The sequence below is a fragment of the uncultured Parolsenella sp. genome (assembly GCF_934660935.1).
In the GTDB taxonomy this organism is placed as follows: Bacteria; Actinomycetota; Coriobacteriia; order Coriobacteriales; family Atopobiaceae; genus Parolsenella.
In genome coordinates, this window is sequence record NZ_CAKUIH010000006.1 from 140,827 (window position 1) to 159,878 (window position 19,052).

General features: G+C 62.3%; 19 protein-coding genes and 1 pseudogene. All 20 read left to right on the forward strand.

What is annotated here, in order from left to right:
* The first annotated feature begins 106 nt into the window (after positions 1-106).
* The 20 genes and pseudogenes from Q0H23_RS04815 to tnpA all read left to right on the forward strand — a co-directional run bounded on the left by Q0H23_RS04815 (position 107) and on the right by tnpA (position 18,911).
* A complete protein-coding gene (locus Q0H23_RS04815; RefSeq protein WP_293836248.1) occupies positions 107-3,616 on the forward strand; it encodes a DNA-directed RNA polymerase subunit beta in 3,510 nt (1,169 codons plus the stop codon).
* Positions 3,617-3,622: 6 nt separating this feature from the next.
* Positions 3,623-8,065, forward strand: a complete 4,443-nt coding sequence (locus Q0H23_RS04820; RefSeq protein WP_293836250.1) for a DNA-directed RNA polymerase subunit beta' — start codon at positions 3,623-3,625, stop codon at positions 8,063-8,065.
* A 136-nt stretch (positions 8,066-8,201) separates the two neighbouring features.
* Positions 8,202-8,411, forward strand: a complete 210-nt coding sequence (locus Q0H23_RS04825; protein WP_293814400.1) for a helix-turn-helix domain-containing protein — start codon at positions 8,202-8,204, stop codon at positions 8,409-8,411.
* Positions 8,412-8,636: 225 nt separating this feature from the next.
* Positions 8,637-9,005, forward strand: coding sequence for a 30S ribosomal protein S12 (gene rpsL, locus Q0H23_RS04830; RefSeq protein WP_293814401.1), 369 nt, complete (start codon positions 8,637-8,639; stop codon positions 9,003-9,005).
* Positions 9,006-9,069: 64 nt separating this feature from the next.
* Positions 9,070-9,540, forward strand: coding sequence for a 30S ribosomal protein S7 (gene rpsG / locus Q0H23_RS04835; RefSeq protein ID WP_293814402.1), 471 nt, complete (start codon positions 9,070-9,072; stop codon positions 9,538-9,540).
* 24 nt (positions 9,541-9,564) lie between these two features.
* Positions 9,565-11,661, forward strand: coding sequence for an elongation factor G (gene fusA / locus Q0H23_RS04840; protein ID WP_293836252.1), 2,097 nt, complete (start codon positions 9,565-9,567; stop codon positions 11,659-11,661).
* Positions 11,662-11,728: 67 nt separating this feature from the next.
* Entirely contained in the window at positions 11,729-12,037 is a 309-nt protein-coding gene (gene rpsJ, locus Q0H23_RS04845; RefSeq protein ID WP_293814404.1) for a 30S ribosomal protein S10, read from the forward strand.
* Positions 12,038-12,466: 429 nt separating this feature from the next.
* Positions 12,467-13,087, forward strand: coding sequence for a 50S ribosomal protein L3 (gene rplC / locus Q0H23_RS04850; RefSeq protein ID WP_293814405.1), 621 nt, complete (start codon positions 12,467-12,469; stop codon positions 13,085-13,087).
* Between the two features lie 42 nt (positions 13,088-13,129).
* Positions 13,130-13,756, forward strand: a complete 627-nt coding sequence (gene rplD, locus Q0H23_RS04855) for a 50S ribosomal protein L4 (RefSeq protein WP_293814406.1) — start codon at positions 13,130-13,132, stop codon at positions 13,754-13,756.
* On the forward strand, positions 13,757-14,059 hold the full coding sequence (rplW, locus tag Q0H23_RS04860; RefSeq protein ID WP_293836254.1) for a 50S ribosomal protein L23: 303 nt from the start codon (positions 13,757-13,759) through the stop codon (positions 14,057-14,059). It abuts the gene before it with no gap.
* 166 nt (positions 14,060-14,225) lie between these two features.
* Complete coding sequence (rplB, locus tag Q0H23_RS04865; RefSeq protein ID WP_293814408.1) at positions 14,226-15,059, forward strand: 50S ribosomal protein L2; 834 nt, start codon at positions 14,226-14,228, stop codon at positions 15,057-15,059.
* Between the two features lie 24 nt (positions 15,060-15,083).
* Positions 15,084-15,344 (forward strand): 30S ribosomal protein S19, encoded by a 261-nt coding sequence (rpsS, locus tag Q0H23_RS04870; RefSeq protein WP_293814409.1) that lies wholly within the window; start codon positions 15,084-15,086, stop codon positions 15,342-15,344.
* A gap of 14 nt (positions 15,345-15,358) precedes the next feature.
* Positions 15,359-15,721, forward strand: coding sequence for a 50S ribosomal protein L22 (rplV, locus tag Q0H23_RS04875; RefSeq protein WP_293814410.1), 363 nt, complete (start codon positions 15,359-15,361; stop codon positions 15,719-15,721).
* A 6-nt stretch (positions 15,722-15,727) separates the two neighbouring features.
* Positions 15,728-16,435 (forward strand): 30S ribosomal protein S3, encoded by a 708-nt coding sequence (gene rpsC / locus Q0H23_RS04880; protein WP_293814411.1) that lies wholly within the window; start codon positions 15,728-15,730, stop codon positions 16,433-16,435.
* A pseudogene (gene rplP, locus Q0H23_RS04885) lies at positions 16,435-16,830 on the forward strand (50S ribosomal protein L16); the annotation flags it as partial. The gene rpsC and the pseudogene rplP, both read left to right, overlap by 1 nt.
* 119 nt (positions 16,831-16,949) lie before the next feature.
* Positions 16,950-17,153 carry a 50S ribosomal protein L29 gene (rpmC, locus tag Q0H23_RS04890; RefSeq protein WP_293814412.1) on the forward strand — a complete coding sequence of 68 codons (204 nt, stop codon included), beginning with the start codon at positions 16,950-16,952 and terminating at the stop codon, positions 17,151-17,153.
* A 20-nt stretch (positions 17,154-17,173) separates the two neighbouring features.
* The gene (gene rpsQ, locus Q0H23_RS04895) at positions 17,174-17,440 is read left to right on the forward strand and encodes a 30S ribosomal protein S17 (protein WP_293814413.1); all 267 of its coding nucleotides are present in this window, start codon (positions 17,174-17,176) and stop codon (positions 17,438-17,440) included.
* Positions 17,441-17,524: 84 nt separating this feature from the next.
* Positions 17,525-17,893, forward strand: a complete 369-nt coding sequence (rplN, locus tag Q0H23_RS04900; RefSeq protein ID WP_293836256.1) for a 50S ribosomal protein L14 — start codon at positions 17,525-17,527, stop codon at positions 17,891-17,893.
* Positions 17,894-17,907: 14 nt separating this feature from the next.
* Positions 17,908-18,243 carry a 50S ribosomal protein L24 gene (rplX, locus tag Q0H23_RS04905; RefSeq protein WP_293814415.1) on the forward strand — a complete coding sequence of 112 codons (336 nt, stop codon included), beginning with the start codon at positions 17,908-17,910 and terminating at the stop codon, positions 18,241-18,243.
* A 209-nt stretch (positions 18,244-18,452) separates the two neighbouring features.
* On the forward strand, positions 18,453-18,911 hold the full coding sequence (gene tnpA, locus Q0H23_RS04910; protein ID WP_055250296.1) for an IS200/IS605 family transposase: 459 nt from the start codon (positions 18,453-18,455) through the stop codon (positions 18,909-18,911).
* Positions 18,912-19,052 lie beyond the last annotated feature (141 nt).

The following is a 19,052-nucleotide window of genomic DNA, read 5'->3' on the forward strand; positions in this document are numbered from 1 at the left end:
AAAATAATGAAGTCAAGACTGTTCATTGACGAAAGACTTGAGCTTCGTTAGATTATTAGGTTGCGACAACTGCCGCCATATGCCATGTTGAAGGAGGAAATGCCTGGTGCGTACCGCTAAGTCTACTACCACCTCCGCAGTCAAGCACGATCGCGTGAGCTTTTCCAAGATCGCTCCCGCGATGGAGCTCCCCAACCTGATTAGGATCCAGAAGGAGTCGTTCGAGCGCTTCATGACCGATGGCCTTGCCGAGGCTTTTGCCGAGGCTTCGCCCATCGAGAACAACGCTGGCACGATGGAGATCACCTTCGGCGAGCACCAGTTTGGTGATCCCGCCAACACGATCGCCGAGTGCCGCGCCAAGGACATGTCGTATCAGGCCCCGCTCCTGGTCGACGTTCGCTTCGTTAACAAGGAGACCGGCGAGATCAAGGAGCAGCTCGTCTTCATGGGTGATTTCCCCCTGATGACCGAGCGTGGCACCTTCATCATCAATGGCACTGAGCGCGTCGTCGTCTCGCAGCTCGTCCGTTCGCCGGGCGTGTACTTCGCTGCCGAGATGGACAACGGCGTCCAGGTTCACCGCGTCCAGTTCATTCCTGCCCGCGGCGCCTGGCTCGAGTTCGAGGTCGACAAGCGCGGCCAGCTCGTCGTCTCCATCGACCGTAAGCGTCGTCAGAGCGCCACGATGTTCCTTCGTGCCCTCGGCATCGCCGAGAGCGACGAGGAGATCATCAACCTCCTCGGCGATTCTGAGATTGTGCGCTCCACGCTCGAGCGCGACGTCGCCCAGACCCGCGAGGACGCCCTCATCGAGATTTACAAGCGTCAGCGTCCCGGCGAGCCGCCCACCGTCGACTCCGCCCGCAGCCTGCTCGATGGCCTGTACTTCAACGCTCAGCGCTATGACCTCGCGAAGGTCGGCCGTTACAAGATCAACAAGAAGCTCGGCATCGACGTCGACGCCTCTGAGTCCGTTCTCACGGCTGAGGATCTCGTCTGCGCCCTTCGCTATCTCCTGGCCCTCCACGCCGGCGACCCCACCAAGAAGGTCGACGACATCGACCACTTCGGCAACCGTCGCGTTCGTACCGTGGGCGAACTCGTTGCGAACCAGTTCCGCATCGGCATGAGTCGCATGGAGCGCGTCGTTCGCGAGCGCATGGCCGCTCAGGACGCTGACGACATCACGCCGCAGAGCCTGATCAACATCCGTCCGATCGTGGCTGCCATCAAGGAGTTCTTCGGCTCCTCGCAGCTCTCCCAGTTCATGGATCAGTCCAACCCGCTGGCTGGCCTGACCCACAAGCGCCGTCTCTCGGCCCTCGGCCCGGGCGGCCTCGCCGGCCACAAGTCCGGCTCCAGCCGTCGTACCAACGTCCCGACCGCCGTCCGCGACGTCCATAACTCGCACTATGCTCGCATGTGCCCCATCGAGACCCCCGAAGGCCCGAACATCGGCCTCATCGGCTCGCTGGCCCTCTACGCTCACGTCAACGACTTCGGCTTCATCGAGGCCCCGTATCGCAGGGTCGTCGACGGTAAGGTCACCGATCAGATCGACTGGATGACCGCAGACGAGGAAGAGGATCACGTCATCGCGCCGGCGAACACGCCGATCGACCCGAAGGACGGCTCCTTCATCGCTGTTGACGAGGACGGTAACCTCTACAACCCCAAGCGCGTCGTCGCCCGTACCCGCGACTTCGACGGCTCCTTCGGCGCCCCTGCCGAGTGCCCCGTCTCCGAGGTCGACTACATGGACGTCTCGCCGCGCCAGCTCCTCTCCGTGGCCGCCACGCTCATTCCGTTCCTCGAGCACGACGACGCGAAGCGTACCCTCATGGGCGCTAACATGCAGCGCCAGGCCGTGCCCCTGATTCACGCCCACGCGCCGTACGTCGGCACTGGCATGGAGGCTCGCGCCGCCCTCGATTCCGGCGACATCATCGCCGCCGAGTTCGACGGCACCGTTCTCGAGGCCGACGCGGCGCACATCGTCGTCGAGGGCCCGAAGGGTCCCGTGACGTACGACCTCCCGAAGTACCAGCGCTCTAACCAGAGCACGTGCATCAACCACCGTCCGATCGTCCACGCCGGCGAGACGGTCAAGGCTGGCCAGCCCCTCGCTGACGGTCCTTCGATCGACCACTCCGAGCTCGCCCTCGGCGCGAACCTCACCGTGGCCTACATGCCGTGGGAAGGCTACAACTACGAGGACGGCATTGTCGTCTCCGAGCGCGTTGTCCAGAATGACCTGCTCACCTCGGTGAACATCTCCCGTCACGAGATTGACGCCCGTGACACTAAGCTTGGCCCCGAGGAGATCACTCGCGAGATCCCGAACCTGGGCGAGGACATGCTTGCCAACCTCGACGATGACGGCATCATCCGCATCGGCGCCGAGGTCGGCCCTGGTGACATTCTCGTCGGCAAGGTCACGCCCAAGGGCGAGACGGCTCTCACTTCCGAGGAGCGCCTGCTCCGCGCCATCTTCGGCGCCAAGGCGCACGACGTCCGCGATACCTCTCTGAAGATGCCTCACGGTGCCTATGGCCGCGTTGTTGACGTCGTCCGCTTCAGCCGCGAGGCTGGCGACGACCTCCCGCCGGGAGTCAACGAGCTCGTCCGCGTGTTCGTCGCTCAGCGTCGCAAGATCCAGCAGGGCGACAAGATCGCCGGCCGTCACGGCAACAAGGGTGTCGTCTGCCGCGTCCTGCCGGTCGAGGACATGCCCTACATGGCCGATGGCACGCCCGTCGATGTCCTGCTCGACCCGCTGGGCGTTCCGTCCCGTATGAACGTCGGTCAGCTGCTCGAGTGCCACCTTGGCTGGGCTGCCGCGAATGGCTGGGACATGGAGGATGCCAATTCCGACAAGTACATCCCCGGCCCGATCCCCGTTGCGACTCCGGTCTTCGACGGTGCCACGGCCGACGAGGTCGCCGAGGCCATTCGCCGCACCAACACCAACCTGGTGAACCGTGCCCGCGAGCGCTTTGGCGAGCACATGGACGAGACCTTCGTGCCGCAGCTCAACAGCTTTGGTAAGACCACCCTCTATGACGGTCGTACCGGCGAGCCCTTCCGCGACAAGATCACCGTGGGCACCTCCTACATCCTGAAGCTCGGCCACATGGTCGACGATAAGATCCACGCTCGTTCGACCGGCCCGTACAGCCTCGTCACCCAGCAGCCGCTCGGCGGCAAGGCCCAGTTCGGCGGCCAGCGCTTCGGCGAGATGGAAGTTTGGGCGCTGTATGCCTACGGCGCTTCCAACGTCCTCCAGGAGATCCTCACCGTCAAGTCCGACGATACGAACGGCCGCGTGAAGACCTACGAGTCCATCGTCAAGGGCGAGAACGTCCCCGAGGCCGGCATCCCCGAGTCCTTCAAGGTGCTCGTCAAGGAGATTCGTTCCCTCGCTCTCGACATCGAGCCGATCTCCTACAAGAAGCGTGCCGCCAAGGCTGCCGCCGAGGTCAGCGCCGAGAACCCGGTCGACGTCTTCGCCGACGCCGGCTCTGCCGATGACCTGATCGGTGCCCCCGTCGACCTCAACTCCTCCGACGAGGAGCCCGAGCTCGTCGCCGAGACCACGAACGAGAAGGAGTAGCGAACCGTGGCAGATTTCGATACCACTGACTTCGACGCCATTAAGATCTCCCTCGCCTCTGCCGATGACATCCGCAGCTGGTCGCACGGTGAGGTCAAGAAGCCCGAGACGATCAACTACCGTACGCTCAAGCCGGAGAAGGACGGCCTGTTCTGCGAGAAGATCTTTGGCCCGGTCAAGGATTGGGAGTGCGGCTGCGGCAAGTACAAGGGCATTCGCTTCAAGGGCATCGTCTGCGAGCGCTGCGGCGTTGAGGTCACGAGCGCCAAGGTGCGTCGTGAGCGCATGGGCCACATCGAGCTCGCGGCTCCCGTGAGCCACATCTGGTACTTCAAGAGCCCGAACTGCTTCCCGCTGTCGCGTCTGCTCGACATGAAGTCCAAGGACCTCGAGAAGGTTCTCTACTTCGCGAGCTACGTGATCACCAACGTCGACACCGAGGCCCGCGAGGCCGACGCTGCCGACCTCAAGGAGGAGCTGGCCGCCGACCTCGAGCAGCTCGACGCCGAGCGCGATGAGCAGATCGAGCGCATGCGTGCTGACCAGGCCGAGGGCATCGTCGACGAGTTCAACGGCGACGACGTCCTGACCGATGACGAGCTCGCTGCCGCGATTGTCGACCTCCGCGAGGAGTATGAGGAGGAGAAGCAGCTCCGCTCTGAGGCTTACGAGAAGTTCATGCAGCTCGAGACGCGTGAGCTCATCTCCGACGAGAGCCTCTTCCGCGAGATGAAGCGCTACTACTCCATCTACTTCCAGGGCGGCATGGGCGCCGAGGCCGTTCGCGACCTTCTCCGCGCCGTTGACCTTGAGAAGACCGCGGTTGAGCTCCGCGCCATCATCGCCGACGACAAGGGCCAGAAGCAGCGTCGCGAGAAGGCCGTCAAGCGCCTTGAGGTCGTTGACGCCTTCCTCGAGGGTCACAATGACCCTGCCAACATGATTCTTGACGTCATTCCGGTCATCCCGCCCGACCTGCGCCCGATGGTGCAGCTCGACGGCGGCCGCTTCGCCGCGTCTGACCTCAACGACCTCTACCGTCGTGTGGTCAACCGCAACAACCGCCTGAAGCGCCTTCTTGACCTCGATGCTCCCGCGATCATCGTCAACAACGAGAAGCGCATGCTCCAGGAGTCCGTGGACGCGCTGTTCGACAACGGCCGTCGCGGTCGTCCCGTCACTGGTCGTGGCGGTCGTCCGCTCAAGTCGCTCGCCGAGGCCCTCAAGGGCAAGCAGGGCCGCTTCCGTCAGAACCTGCTTGGTAAGCGAGTCGACTACTCCGGCCGTTCCGTCATCGTCACCGACCCGCACCTGCTCCTTCACCAGTGCGGCCTCCCCAAGACGATGGCCCTCGAGCTCTTCAAGCCGTTTGTCATGCGTCGTCTCGTCGAGCTCGGCAAGGTCGAGAACATCAAGGGCGCCAAGCGTGCCATCGATCGCAGCCTTCCCGCCGTTTGGGACGTGCTCGAGGAGGTCATTGACGGCCGTCTCGTGCTCCTCAACCGTGCACCTACGCTGCACCGTCTGTCGATTCAGGCCTTCGAGCCGGTCCTCGTCGAGGGTAAGGCCATCCACCTGCACCCGCTCGTGTGCGCCCCCTTCAACGCAGACTTCGACGGCGACCAGATGTCGGTTCACGTGCCGCTGTCCACGAAGGCCCAGACCGAGGCTCGCGTCCTCATGCTCTCGAGCAACAACCTGCGTTCGCCTGCATCCGGCAAGGTCCTGACCGTTCCTTCCCAGGACATGGTCTTCGGCGTGTACTTCCTCACGACGGAGAAGAACGACATGCCGGGCGAGGGCCACGTGTTTGCCAACTTCGACGACGCGCTCGCTGCCTATGATTCGCGTGTCGGCATCGACATCCAGGCCAAGGTCATCGTCCGTGTCTCCGCGGCCGACGCCAATGCCGAGGTCGACGGCCGTAAGATCTTCCGCGTCCGCACCGCTTGGGGCAAGGAAGAGGACCTCGACGTCACCGACAAGCCGGCTCGCTTCGAGACCACCACGGGCCGCATCATCTTCAACCGTCAGTGCCTGCCTGCCGATTACCCCTTCATCAACTACAAGATGGTGAAGAGCGACATGGGCAAGCTCGTCAACGACTGCTGCGACCGTTATCCGCTCGCTCGTGTCGAGCCTATCCTGGATGCCATCAAGTTCGCTGGCTTCCACTTCGCCACGCGCGCCGGCCTGACCGTGTCCGTCTGGGACGCTGTCATCCCGGGCTGCAAGGAGCACATGCTCGCCGAGGCTCAGGCCAACGTCAACGAGATCAACGAGTACTACGAGGACGGCTTCCTCTCTGAGGCGGAGCGTCACGCTGAGGTCGTTAACGCTTGGACCGAGTGCACCGAGGCCCTTGGTAAGGCAATGCTCGAGGGCTTCGACGACGACAACCCCATCTACATGATGGCCGACTCCGGTGCTCGTGGTTCTAAGACGCAGCTTCGTCAGCTCGCCGGTATGCGAGGCCTCATGGCTGACATGTCCGGTGACACGATCGACCTTCCCATTAAGGCGAACTTCCGTGAGGGCCTGCTCCCGCTCGAGTACTTCATCTCGACCTACGGTGCTCGTAAGGGCCTCGTCGACACCGCGTCCCACACGTCTGACTCCGGTTACCTCACGCGTCGTCTCGTCGACGTCGCGCAGGACGTCATCGTTCGTGAGGAGGACTGCGGCACCGCCGAGGGCGTTTCCTACGTCCTGGTGAAGCCCGGCACGACTGACCTCAACGTCGACCTTGTCGGCCGTTGCGCCCTCAACGACGTTATCGACCCGAAGACCGGCGAGGTTCTCATCCCGAAGGACGGCTACATCGAGTCCGCCGCTGACATTCAGCGCCTTGTCGATGCCGGCCTCAAGAAGGTTGAGCTCCGCGCGCTTCTCACCTGCCGTTCCAAGAACGGTGTCTGCCAGAAGTGCTATGGCTGGGACCTCTCCACGCGTCGTCCGGTCAACGTCGGCACCGCGGTTGGCATCATCGCTGCTCAGTCCATCGGCGAGCCGGGTACCCAGCTCACGATGCGTACGATTCACTCCGGCGGCGTCGCAGGCGTCGACGACATTACGCAGGGCCTGCCTACGGTCGGCCGTATGTTCGACGTCGTCGGCAACGTCAACGAGAAGATCCTTGGCCGCGAGGCTGACCTCGCTCCGCTCTCCGGTAAGCTCACCATCTCGCCTGAGCAGACCGAGTACCTCGTCCGCATCGTCGACATCGACGACCCGACCCGCATTCTCGACGAGAAGCGCATTCCCGCGAGCGCCCGCTTCATGCCGGGCATCGAGGACGGCTGCGAGGTTCGCGCCGGTGACCAGATCACCAAGGGCTTCGTGAACTTCCGCAACCTGCGCAAGCTCACCGACATCGAGTCGACCATGCACACGTTCGTCGAGAGCGTCAAGGACGTCTACACCAGCCAGGGCGTTGAGCTGAACGACAAGCACATCGAGGTCATCGCCCGTCAGATGCTGCGTCGCGTCCAGATCACCAACCCGGGTGACTCCAAGTACCTCATGGGCCAGTACGTCGACCGCTACGAGTTCGCTGACACCGTCAACGAGATCACCCTCGCCGGTGGCGTTGCCCCCGAGGCCGAGCCCGCGATCCTCGGTACCCTCAAGGTCGCCAGCTCCATCGACTCCTGGCTCTCCAGCGCGTCGTTCATCCGCACGGCTGGCGTTCTCACCGAGGCCGCCATCTCCGGCGAGGTCGACAACCTCATGGACCTGAAGTCGAACGTCATCGTCGGCAAGAAGATTCCCGCCGGTACCGGCCTTGCCGCCTACAACGACGTCGAGCTCACCTACCGCGGCCAGAAGATTGACGGCCCGACGAGCCCGCTTGCGAAGAGCCTGCCCGACTGGGCTCCCGAGCAGCTCAAGGAGGTTGAGGAGCAGCTTCCTCAGCAGCTTGACTGGGTTGGCGACGAGTATGGTTACCCGGGCGTCTACTCGAAGAACGGCCGCACCCTCTCCAGCGAGGATGCCAAGCTCTACCTCTTCGACGACCTCGGCGTGTCGCAGCGTTGGACCAACAAGTTCGGCGAGGTTGGCATCGAGACCGTGGGCGACCTCATCGGTAAGACCGAGGACGACCTCCTGCACATCGACGGCATTGGCGCCAAGGCGATTCAGGAGCTTCGCGACGGCCTTGAGGCTCGCGGCCTGCTCTACATCCTCGAGCCCGAGGATGAGGGTGCTGACGACGAGGACCTGTCTCAACTTCTGAACATGGTCTTCTCGCCTGACGGAGACTCCGACGTTCTCCTTGGCTCTGCCGCTCCGTCGGCGCACCACTTTGACTCGGAGGACGAGCTCATTGGCGCTCCTGCCGAGAGCGGTCAGAAGGCCGATGTCATCAACGAGGGTCTCGACTCCCTTGATGCGCTTCTTTCCCAGGTCGTCCGCCACGACGACTCGATGGACGAGGACGACGAGTAGTCTTTAGTTCGCCGTCGTTTACGAAAATTTAAAGACCGGGAGGGCCGTGGGGTTATTCCACGGCCCTCCCGTTTTATATAGAATTCAACTATCTGTTGGGGGGCAAATTGAATATGAAAGGGGGCCATGTACAACCATGAAGGGGGATACCAGAAACCAGTACTCTTACGAGGACAAAGTTGGCGCTGTCAAGGCGCACATCGAAGGCGGCATGACGTCTACGAGTGCCATGGATGCCTATGGCGTCAAGAGCAAGAGCGCCTTCTTCAGGTGGTGCTCGACCTATAGGGAGGAAGGCGCCGAAGCCTTGCGCCCTAAGAAGAGGGGTAGGCCTCGCAAGGCCTAAACGGTCTTTAGAGAGCATGCAGTGTAAAGTGGGACGACCTCGATCCGGGGCGCCCCATTTTTTGTGCCGAATGTGAAGATGGATACGCCCGGCCCCGTGGCTTTTTGACACATGAATCTAGCACGAGTAATCTACTCACTTGCGCCAATCCGGGGTGACGTCGTGCTGCGTCGCCTTCAAGTATGTAATCAGCACAGGTCTAGATAGGTATGAAGGAGAGAAGCTTTGCCTACTATCAACCAGCTTGTCCGTCAGGGCCGCACCACGATCAAGAGCAAGTCCAAGAACGCGGCACTCAAGCACAACCCGCAGAAGCGCGGCGTTTGCACCCGTGTCTTCACCACCACCCCCAAGAAGCCTAACTCCGCTCTTCGTAAGGTCGCCCGTGTGCGCCTCGTGAACGGCGTCGAGGTTACCGCCTACATCCCGGGCGAGGGTCACAACCTCCAGGAGCACTCGATCGTGCTCGTCCGTGGCGGCCGTGTCCGTGACCTCCCTGGTGTCCGCTACAAGATCATCCGTGGTGCCTACGACTGCGCCGCTGTTCAGGATCGCAAGCAGGCCCGTTCTCGCTACGGCGCCAAGCGCGGCTAAACCAGCCCAGTACCAGTAACTACCACGCCCGAACGTCTGGGCTGATTTCGTTAGGAGTTTCAATATGCCGCGTCGTGCAGCAGCCAACCGTCGTGAGATCACGCCGGATGCCGTCTACAACAACCGCCTCGTGACCCAGCTCATCAACAAGGTCCTCCTCGACGGCAAGAAGTCCGTCGCCGAGCGCATCGTCTACGGCGCCTTCGACCTCGTCAAGGAGAAGACCGAGTCTGATCCGCTGACCGTCTTCAAGAAGGCCATGGACAACGTCCGCCCGACCCTCGAGTGCAAGCCGAAGCGTGTCGGCGGTGCCACCTATCAGGTGCCGATGGAGGTCAACTCCCGTCGTGCCACCACGCTGGCCATTCGCTGGATTGTCACCTTCTCCCGCGCCCGCAAGGAGAAGACCATGGCCGAGCGTCTCGCCAACGAGATCATCGACGCCTCCAACGGCATCGGTGCCTCCGTCAAGAAGCGCGAGGATATGTACAAGATGGCCGAGGCCAACCGCGCCTTCTCGCACTATCGCTGGTAATCGCGTAGGTTAGGGAGAACACTCATGGCAAAGAGCAAGTACACGCTCAAGGACATGCGTAACATCGGCATCATGGCCCACATCGATGCCGGTAAGACCACGACCACCGAGCGAATCCTTTACTACACCGGCAAGACCCACAAGATCGGTGAGGTCCACGATGGCGCCGCCACCATGGACTGGATGGTTCAGGAGCAGGAGCGCGGCGTTACCATTCAGTCCGCTGCTACCACGTGCTTCTGGGGCGACAGCGTCATTCAGATCATCGACACCCCGGGCCACGTTGACTTCACGGCCGAGGTCGAGCGCTCCCTCCGCGTCCTCGACGGTGCCGTCGCCGTCTTCGATGCCGTTGCCGGCGTTCAGCCGCAGTCTGAGACCGTTTGGCGTCAGGCTCACAACTACAACGTCCCGCGCATCGCCTTCATCAACAAGTATGACCGCATCGGCGCTGACTTCTTCCATGCCATCGACACCATGAAGGAGCGCCTGCACGCCAACGCCGTCGCCGCTCAGATCCCGATGGGCGCTGAGGACCAGTTCTGGGGCCTCGTCGACCTGGTCACCATGACCGCTTGGGACTTCAAGGAAGACGACAAGGGCATGATCTACCCTGAGGCCATGGACGCCATCCCGGCTGAGTACGCCGAAGTTGCCCAGGCCAAGCGCGATGAGCTTCTCGACGCTGCCGCCAACTTTGACGACGACCTCATGGAGAAGATCCTCATGGAGGAGGAGATCGAGGTCTCCGAGCTCAAGGCCGCGCTCCGCAAGGGCGTTATCTCTAACGAGCTGAACCTCGTCTTCGTCGGCTCCGCCTACAAGAACAAGGGCATCCAGGAGCTCCTCGACGCCGTCGTCGACTACCTCCCGAGCCCGCTCGACGTTCCCGCCGTCGAGGGCACCAACCCGAAGTCCAAGGAGACCGAGACCCGCGAGGCCGACAACAAGGCTCCGTTCAGCGCCCTGGCCTTCAAGATCCAGACCGACCCGTTCGTCGGTAAGCTGACCTACTTCCGTGTCTACTCCGGCACCGCTGAGGCTGGCTCCTACGTCTACAACGCCACCAAGGGCAACCGCGAGCGTCTGGGCCGCATCCTCGAGATGAACGCCCACGACCGTACGGACCGTGAGTCTTGCGCCACCGGCGATATCGTCGCTGCCGTGGGCCTCAAGTCCACCACCACCGGTGACACCCTGTGCGACGAGGCTCACCCCATCATCCTCGAGTCCATCGAGTTCGCCGACCCGGTCATCGACGTCGCCGTCGAGCCCAAGACCAAGGCCGAGCAGGACAAGATGAGCGTTGGCCTCGCCAAGCTCGCCGAGGAGGACCCGACCTTCCAGGTTCACACGGACCAGGAGACCGGTCAGACCATCATCGCCGGCATGGGCGAGCTGCACCTCGAGATCATCGTCGACCGCCTGAAGCGCGAGTTCAACGTTGACTGCAACGTGGGTAAGCCGCAGGTCGCCTACCGTGAGACCGCTGGCAAGGCCGTTCAGCACGTCGACGGCAAGTTCGTTCGCCAGTCCGGTGGTCGTGGTCAGTACGGTCACGCCGTCATCGACCTCGAGCCGCAGGAGTCTGGCAAGGGCTACGAGTTCGTCAACGCCATTGTTGGCGGTGTCGTTCCGAAGGAGTACATCCCCTCGATCGACAAGGGCATCCAGGAGGCTCTCGAGAGCGGCGTCATCGCCGGCTACCCGGTTGTCGACATCAAGGTCACCCTTGTTGACGGTTCTTACCACGAGGTCGACTCCTCCGAGGCCGCCTTCAAGATCGCTGGCTCCATGGCCATTAAGGAGGCCCTGAAGAGGTCCAACCCGGTTCTCCTCGAGCCCATCGAGGACGTCGAGGTCGAGACCCCGCAGCAGTACCTCGGCGACGTCATGGGTAACCTCAACTCCCGCCGTGGCCAGATCCAGGGCATGGAGGAGCGCAATGGCACCACGTCCATCAAGGCCAAGGTGCCCCTGGGCGAGATGTTCGGCTACGCTACCGACCTTCGTTCCCAGACCCAGGGCCGCGCGAGCTACACCATGCAGTTCAGCGACTACGAGCCCGTCCCGAAGAACGTTGCCGACGAGATTGTCAGCAAGGCCGGCGGCAACGCCTAAGTTCTAGCCCTAGGAGAAACGACCGGGCGCATGCAGGCACGCGCGCGCCCGCCGATGGAGGTACCAAGTGTCTAACCAGAAGATCAGGATTCGTCTCAAGGGCTTTGATCACGAGGTCATCGATCAGTCCGCGAAGCTCATCGTCGACACCGCCCAGAAGACTGGCGCCAAGGTGTCTGGCCCCATCCCCCTGCCGACCGAGCGCAACCTTTACACGGTTATCCGCTCGCCGCACAAGGACAAGGACTCCCGCGAGCAGTTCGAGATGCGCACCCACAAGCGTCTCATCGACATCCTCGAGCCCACGAGCTCGACCGTCGACTCGCTCATGCGCCTCGACCTTCCTGCCGGCGTTGACATCGAGATCAAGCTCTAAGTTCTCGAACGAATAGCTCTTCCTAGGAGGTCCCGGATACCCGGGGCCTCCTTCTTTGTAAAACCTGATAAAGGGACAGTCCCTTTTTCAGGTTTTTGCCGCATCGCCGACGCGCGGGAGGGTGGGGGAGCGGTCGCCGATATGCCACTGCTAACCAGCAAATATAGAGATTGTGAAGGGCATCAGACGCGTGTATACTAGTCAGGCTGCGCTTTTAGGGGCATGCTGTGTCGGCACCTAACCCCGGTGCCGGGCGTATCCTTCGAACGGGCACGAGAAGCACGTAGGTGTTTCCGCCGGCAACGCGAAGGAAGCCGCAGGTCACAGCCAACGCCCTCACCCGCGCAGCGCACAGTAGGATGTGGTCCGCTGGGAACTGGCGCAAGGGGCGTCAGACACACCCAAGACCACCGAAGGTAAGGAACGTGTATGGTCAGCACCATCCTCGGCCGCAAGATCGGGATGACCCAGGTGTTTGACGAGGACGATAACGTCGTCCCCGTTACGGTCATTCAGGCCGGCCCCTGCGTCGTTTCGCAGGTCAAGACCGTTGCCACCGACGGCTACGACGCCGTCCAGATTGGTTTCGGTGAGATTAAGAAGTCTCGCGTCAACAAGCCCATGGCGGGTCACTTCGCCAAGGCCGGCGTCGAGCCCATGCGCTATCTCCGCGAGGTCCGCGTTGCCTCCGGCGAGGAGCACAAGGTTGGCGACGTCGTCTCCGTGGCTGACTTCGCTGAGGTCAAGAACGTTGACGTCACCGGCACCTCCAAGGGTAAGGGCTTCCAGGGCACCATCAAGCGCTGGAACTTCGCCTGTGGTCCCATGACCCACGGTTCGCGTAACCAGCGTAAGCCGGGTTCCATCGGCCAGTGCGCCTATCCGTCTCGTGTCCGCAAGGGCCTCCACATGGCTGGTCACATGGGCGACGAGCGCGTCACCGTCAAGAACCTCAAGCTCGTCCGCGTTGACGCCGAGCAGAACCTCATGCTCGTCAAGGGTGCCGTCCCCGGCGGCAAGAACGCCCTGGTCTCGATCCGCATGGCCTAAGGGCCTAGAGATACACACCTTTAGGCTATCAAGGAGAACATGATGTCCAACATCGAAATCAAGAACGCGGAGGGCAAGGCGGCCGGTACCGTCGAGCTCAGCTCCAGCGTGTTCGGCATCGAGCCGAACATCCCCGTTATCCACCAGGTCGTGACCGTTCAGCTCGGTAACCTCCGTCAGGGCACCCACGACACCAAGGGTCGCTCCGAGGTCTCCGGCGGCGGCGCCAAGCCTTGGCGTCAGAAGGGCACCGGTCGTGCCCGCCAGGGCTCCATCCGTGCCACCCAGTGGGTTGGCGGCGGCGTGCCCTTCGGCCCGACCCCTCGTTCCCACGCTCGTCGTCTGAACAACAAGGAGGTCAAGCTCGCCATGCGCGGCGTGCTCTCCGGTAAGCTTCGCGACAACGAGCTCGTGGTCGTCGACAACTATGGCTTCGACAAGCCCTGCACCAAGCAGGCCGTTGCCATGCTCAAGGCTCTTGGCCTCGAGGGCAAGCGCCTCACCGTCATCGTCCCCGACGACGACGTCTACACCTACCTGTCCTTCCGTAACGTCGAGACCGTTCGCATCATCGGCGTTGGCGAGGTCACCACGCACGCCCTCATCGACAACAACGCTCTCGTTATGTCGACCGAGGTCGCTAAGAAGCTCGAGGAGGTGCTCGCTTAAATGAACTCCGTCTACAACGTCATCATTCGCCCGGTCGTCTCCGAGCGTTCCTTCGACCTCATGAACCAGAACAAGTACACGTTCGAGGTCGCCAAGCAGGCTCCCAAGGAGGAGATTGCTGACGCCGTCGAGAAGCTCTTTGACGTCCGCGTCGTCAAGGTCAACACCATCTCGGTGAAGCCCAAGACCAAGCGCGTCCGCTACCAGGCTGGCAAGACCCGTTCCTGGAAGAAGGCCATCGTGACTGTCGCCGAGGGCGATTCGATCGAGCTCTTCGGCCAGCAGGCTGCCTCCGAGGAGTAGGGTACTCCCGCCCTCGCAAAAGCGAGGGCGTGTTCGCGCCGCGCTGAAGGATACGCGCGGCACCGTGGTAATCCGGCGTCATCTCGCCGAGGCCACTGCCGATAACGGCTGCAAGGCCTCATCCCTTGAGCGGGATGGCCAACGGACCTAAGAAAGGGAAAGTAACATGGGAGTTAAGCACCTCAAGCCGACCAGCGCAGGCAGGCGCTTCCAGACGGTCTCGGACTTCGCCGAGATCACGACGGACAAGCCCGAGAAGTCGCTTCTCGAGCCGCTGCCGAAGAAGGCCGGTCGCAACAACAACGGTCGCGTGACCACCCGTCACCAGGGCGGCGGCCACAAGCGTCGTTACCGCGTTATCGACTTCAAGCGTCGTAAGGACGGCGTGCCCGCTAAGGTTGCCACCATCGAGTACGACCCGAACCGTTCCGCTCGCATCGCGCTGCTTCACTACGCTGACGGCGCCAAGGCGTACATCCTCTGCCCGAAGGGCCTCAACGTCGGCGACACCGTCGTTTCTGGCGAGGGCGCCGACATCAAGCCCGGCAACGCCATGCCGCTGTCCGAGATCCCCGTCGGTACGCTCATCCACGCCGTCGAGTTCCAGCCCGGCCGTGGCGCTGCCATCGCCCGTTCCGCTGGTAACTCCTGCCAGCTGATGGGCAAGGAGGGTGGCTACGCCATCCTTCGTATGCCGTCTTCCGAGATGCGCCGCGTCCTCATCACCTGCCGCGCCACCATCGGCGAGGTTGGTAACGCTGAGCACGCCAACATCAAGATCGGCAAGGCTGGTCGTAACCGTTGGGCCGGCGTCCGTCCGACCGTCCGTGGTACGGTCATGAACCCGGTCGACCACCCGCACGGCGGCGGCGAGGGCAAGAACCACACCTCTGGTCGTCCGTCTGTGTCCCCGTGGGGCAAGCCGGCTAAGGGCAAGAAGACCCGCGACCCGAAGAAGGTCACCAACCGCCTCATCATCCGTCGTCGCAAGACGAAGTAACGCGAGAAGTAGGAGAAAGCACCTATGAGCAGAAGTCTCAAGAAGGGCCCGTTCGTGGAGACTCGCCTCCTTTCGCGTGTCGCTGCGATGAACGAGGCTGGCAAGAAGGAGGTCATCAAGACCTGGTCGCGTTCCTCCACCATCTTCCCGGAGATGGTCGGTCACACGATCGCCGTCCACGATGGCCGCAAGCACGTCCCTGTGTACGTCACCGAGTCCATGGTTGGTCACAAGCTGGGCGAGTTCGCCCCGACCCGCACCTTCCGTGGTCACAAGCAGGCTTAAGGGGGTACTGACAAATGGCTAAGAACACCAACCCGAACTGGGTCTCTGCGACCGCCAGGTACGTCCGTGTCGCCCCGCGCAAGGCCCGTCTTGTCGTTGATCTCATCCGCAACAAGTCCGTTGCTCGTGCCAACGAGATCCTCCAGTTCTCTGAGCGCGCTGTCGCCGTCGACGTGGAGAAGGTTCTCCGCTCTGCCGTGGCCAACGCCTATCAGAACAAGGGCTTCCGTCCCGACGACCTCGTGATCGTGGCCGCCTACGTCGACGAGGGCCCGACGCTCCGTCGCATCCGTCCGCGCGCTAAGGGCTCCGCGAGCCGCATCAATAAGCGCACGAGTCACATCACCATCACCGTCGCTCCCCGAAAGGAGGCGTAAAGCCACATGGGTCAGAAGGTTTCCCCCACTGGTTTCCGCCTCGGAGTCACCGAGAACTGGCGCTCCCGTTGGTACGCCGACAAGGACTACGCCACCACCCTCGGCAATGACCTCGAGATTCGCAAGTACCTGGAGAAGCGCCTCAAGAACGCCGGTCTCTCTCGTGTTGAGATCGAGCGCGCTGGCGACAAGGTGAAGGTCACCATCTACACCTCCCGCCCGGGCATCGTCATTGGCAAGAAGGGCTCCGAGATCGACGGTCTCCGCTCTGAGCTCGAGAAGATCGCCAAGGTCTCCAAGGGCCAGGTCAACGTTGACGTCATCGAGGTCAAGCGCCCCGAGCTCGACGCCTCCCTCGTTGCCCAGTCCATCGCCGACCAGCTCGAGCAGCGCATTGCCTTCCGTCGCGCCATGCGCAAGGCCGTGCAGTCCGCTCGCAAGGCTGGCGCCAAGGGCATCCGTATTCAGTGCTCCGGTCGTCTCGGCGGTGCCGAGCTTGGCCGTCGCGAGTGGTACCGTGAGGGCCGCGTGCCCCTGCACACCCTCCGTGCCTGCATTGACTACGGTGAGGCCACCGCTCGCACCACCATGGGCGCCTGTGGCGTCAAGGTGTGGATCTACGTGGGCGAGAAGCTCCCCGGCCAGCCCAAGCCGCAGCCGGCTCTCGAGGGCTCCTCTCGTCCCCGTCGTCGCAATGAGAGGAGGGGCAACTAATGCTCGCACCTAAGCGAATCAACCACCGCAAGGTTCAGCGTGGCTCCATGAAGGGCCAGGCTAAGGGCAACACCCAGCTCTACTTCGGCGAGTATGGCATCCAGGCCCTCGAGGCTCACTGGATCACCAACCGTCAGATCGAGGCCGCTCGTATCGCCATGACCCGTTACATGAAGCGTGGCGGTAAGGTCTGGATCACGATCTTCCCGGACAAGCCCATCTCCAAGAAGCCCGCCGAGACCCGCATGGGCAAGGGTAAGGGTAACCCCGAGGAGTGGGTGGCCGTTGTCAAGCCCGGCCGCATCATGTTCGAGATCGGTGGCGTGACGGAGGAGGTTGCTCGCGAGGCCCTGCGTCTTGCCCAGCACAAGCTCCCCATCAAGACCAAGATCGTCATCGCCAAGGACGCCGAGGAGCGCGCAGAGGCCGAGATGAAGGCCGAGGCCGAGCTCGAGGCCAAGTGGGCCGCCGAGGACGCTGCTAATGGTGTTGCCACCGCGGAGGAGGATAACTAATGAAGCCCGCAGAGATTCGCGAGCTCTCCGACGAGCAGCTCGCCAAGAAGCTTGAGGACGGCCGCGCCGAGCTCTTCAACCTGCGTTTCCAGATGGCCACCAGCCAGCTGGACAACACGGCTCGCGTGACCAACGTCAAGCGTGACATTGCCCGCATTCTCACCGAGATGCGCGCCCGCCAGATCGCCGCTGAGGCGAAGTAGAAGAGTCTAGGGAGAAGAACATGAGCGATACCGAGGCTCGCAATCAGCGCAAGGTGCGCACGGGCGTCGTCACCTCTATCTCCGGTGCCAAGAGCATCGTTGTGACGATCAGCAACCGTAAGCGTCACCCCAAGTACGGCAAGATGATCACCATGTCCAAGAAGCTCCACGCCCACGACGAGGAGCAGGTCGCCAAGGTCGGCGACACCGTCAAGGTCATGGAGACTCGCCCCCTGTCCAAGACGAAGCGTTGGCGCCTCGTCGAGGTCGTTGAGGAAGCCAAGTAACAGCCAAGGCCCTCTTCTGGTACATGTGCGTCGCACGTGTGGGCGCACCTCTGTACCGGACGAGCTCTTGAAAGGGATTTAGCAATGATTCAGATGCAGACCATGCTCACCGTCGCCGACAACTCCGGCGCCAAGCGTGTGAGGTGCATTAAGGTCCTGGGCGGCTCTAAGCGTCGTTACGCCGGCCTCGCCGACGTCATCATCGCTGCCGTGCAGGAGGCCACTCCGGGTGGTTCTGTGAAGAAGGGTGACGTCGTTCGTTGCGTCGTCGTCCGCACCGCCAAGGAGAACCGTCGCAAGGACGGCAGCTACATCAAGTTCGACCAGAACGCTTGCGTCCTGATCGACAAGGACGGCGGCCCCGTGGGCACCCGTATCTTCGGGCCTGTCGCCCGCGAGCTGCGCGACCACAAGTACATGAAGATTGTCTCGCTCGCACCTGAGACGCTTTAGAAGGAGTCGCCACTATGGCTAAGATGAAGATCAAGAAGGGCGACACCGTCGAGGTCCTCTCTGGCAAGGACAAGGGCAAGCGCGGCCTGGTCGTGCGCGCCCTTCCCTCCGAGGGCAAGGTCGTCGTCGAGGGCGTTGCCGTCGCCAAGAAGGCTGTCCGCCCGACGCAGGAGAACCAGCAGGGTGGCTTCGTGAACAAGGAGATGCCCATCGACGTCTCCAACGTCGCGCTGATCGACCCCAAGACCGACAAGCCCACGCGCGTCGGCTACCGCTTCGAGGAGGACGGCACCAAGGTCCGTTACGCCAAGAAGTCCGGCGAGGTCATCCCCGACCCGTACAAGAAGTAGTCTGAGCGGTTTCCGCTAGTTCGCTTCTGAAGGCGCCCCATATTTGGGGCGCCTTTTTTGTTCAAGACTTTAGTCTGCTGGCCGCGCAGCGGCCAGCTTTAAACCACCCGCTATGCGGGTGGAGACAAACGGCTTTACAAAGCCACCCCTCCGACCGATATTGACGATTGTTCAGGCCGTCAAGAATTCGAGTCGAAGGGGTGGTCGCTATGGCCCAGAAGGCCTACAGCCTTTCCCACACGAAGTGGATGTGCAAGTACCACATCGTGTTCACGCCGAAGTATAGGCGCAAAGTGATCTACAACCAAATCAGGAGCGACATAGGGGAGATCCTCAGGAAGCTGTGCGAGTACAAGGGGATCGAGATAATCGAGGGGCACCTGATGCCCGACCACGTGCACGTGCTGCTGGCGATCCCGCCGAAGTACAGCGTCGCGAGCGTCATGGGCTACCTGAAGGGGAAGAGCTCGCTGATGATATTCGACAGGCACGCCAACCTCAAGTACAAGTTCGGCAACAGGAAGTTCTGGGCGGAGGGCTACTACGTGTCCACCGTCGGCCTGAACGAGGCGACGATCGCGAAGTACATCAGGGAGCAGGAGTCCCACGACATCGCGCTGGACAAGCTGAGCGTGAAGGAGTACGAGGACCCCTTCAAGAGGAGGTGAGCCTGCCGGTTTGACCGGCGCGCCACGGGTCAAGACGCACTAGGCCTGGACGAAGTCCGGGCCCGCGCCTTTAGACGCGAGCCCGGGGCCCGTGGGTTATACCCTAAGAGCAAACCACCCTTTTTAAGGGTGGTTATGATT

Bases quoted from the DNA above. Each gene is read 5' to 3' on its own strand.
- Q0H23_RS04825 (WP_293814400.1), top strand. From the start codon at position 8,202: ATGAAGGGGGATACCAGAAACCAGTACTCTTACGAGGACAAAGTTGGC.
- rpsG (WP_293814402.1), top strand. From the start codon at position 9,070: ATGCCGCGTCGTGCAGCAGCCAACCGTCGTGAGATCACGCCGGATGCC.
- fusA (WP_293836252.1), top strand. From the start codon at position 9,565: ATGGCAAAGAGCAAGTACACGCTCAAGGACATGCGTAACATCGGCATC.
- rplC (WP_293814405.1), top strand. From the start codon at position 12,467: ATGGTCAGCACCATCCTCGGCCGCAAGATCGGGATGACCCAGGTGTTT.
- rplD (WP_293814406.1), top strand. From the start codon at position 13,130: ATGTCCAACATCGAAATCAAGAACGCGGAGGGCAAGGCGGCCGGTACC.
- rplW (WP_293836254.1), top strand. From the start codon at position 13,757: ATGAACTCCGTCTACAACGTCATCATTCGCCCGGTCGTCTCCGAGCGT.
- rplB (WP_293814408.1), top strand. From the start codon at position 14,226: ATGGGAGTTAAGCACCTCAAGCCGACCAGCGCAGGCAGGCGCTTCCAG.
- rpsS (WP_293814409.1), top strand. From the start codon at position 15,084: ATGAGCAGAAGTCTCAAGAAGGGCCCGTTCGTGGAGACTCGCCTCCTT.
- rplV (WP_293814410.1), top strand. From the start codon at position 15,359: ATGGCTAAGAACACCAACCCGAACTGGGTCTCTGCGACCGCCAGGTAC.
- rpsC (WP_293814411.1), top strand. From the start codon at position 15,728: ATGGGTCAGAAGGTTTCCCCCACTGGTTTCCGCCTCGGAGTCACCGAG.
- rpmC (WP_293814412.1), top strand. From the start codon at position 16,950: ATGAAGCCCGCAGAGATTCGCGAGCTCTCCGACGAGCAGCTCGCCAAG.
- rpsQ (WP_293814413.1), top strand. From the start codon at position 17,174: ATGAGCGATACCGAGGCTCGCAATCAGCGCAAGGTGCGCACGGGCGTC.
- rplN (WP_293836256.1), top strand. From the start codon at position 17,525: ATGATTCAGATGCAGACCATGCTCACCGTCGCCGACAACTCCGGCGCC.
- rplX (WP_293814415.1), top strand. From the start codon at position 17,908: ATGGCTAAGATGAAGATCAAGAAGGGCGACACCGTCGAGGTCCTCTCT.
- tnpA (WP_055250296.1), top strand. From the start codon at position 18,453: ATGGCCCAGAAGGCCTACAGCCTTTCCCACACGAAGTGGATGTGCAAG.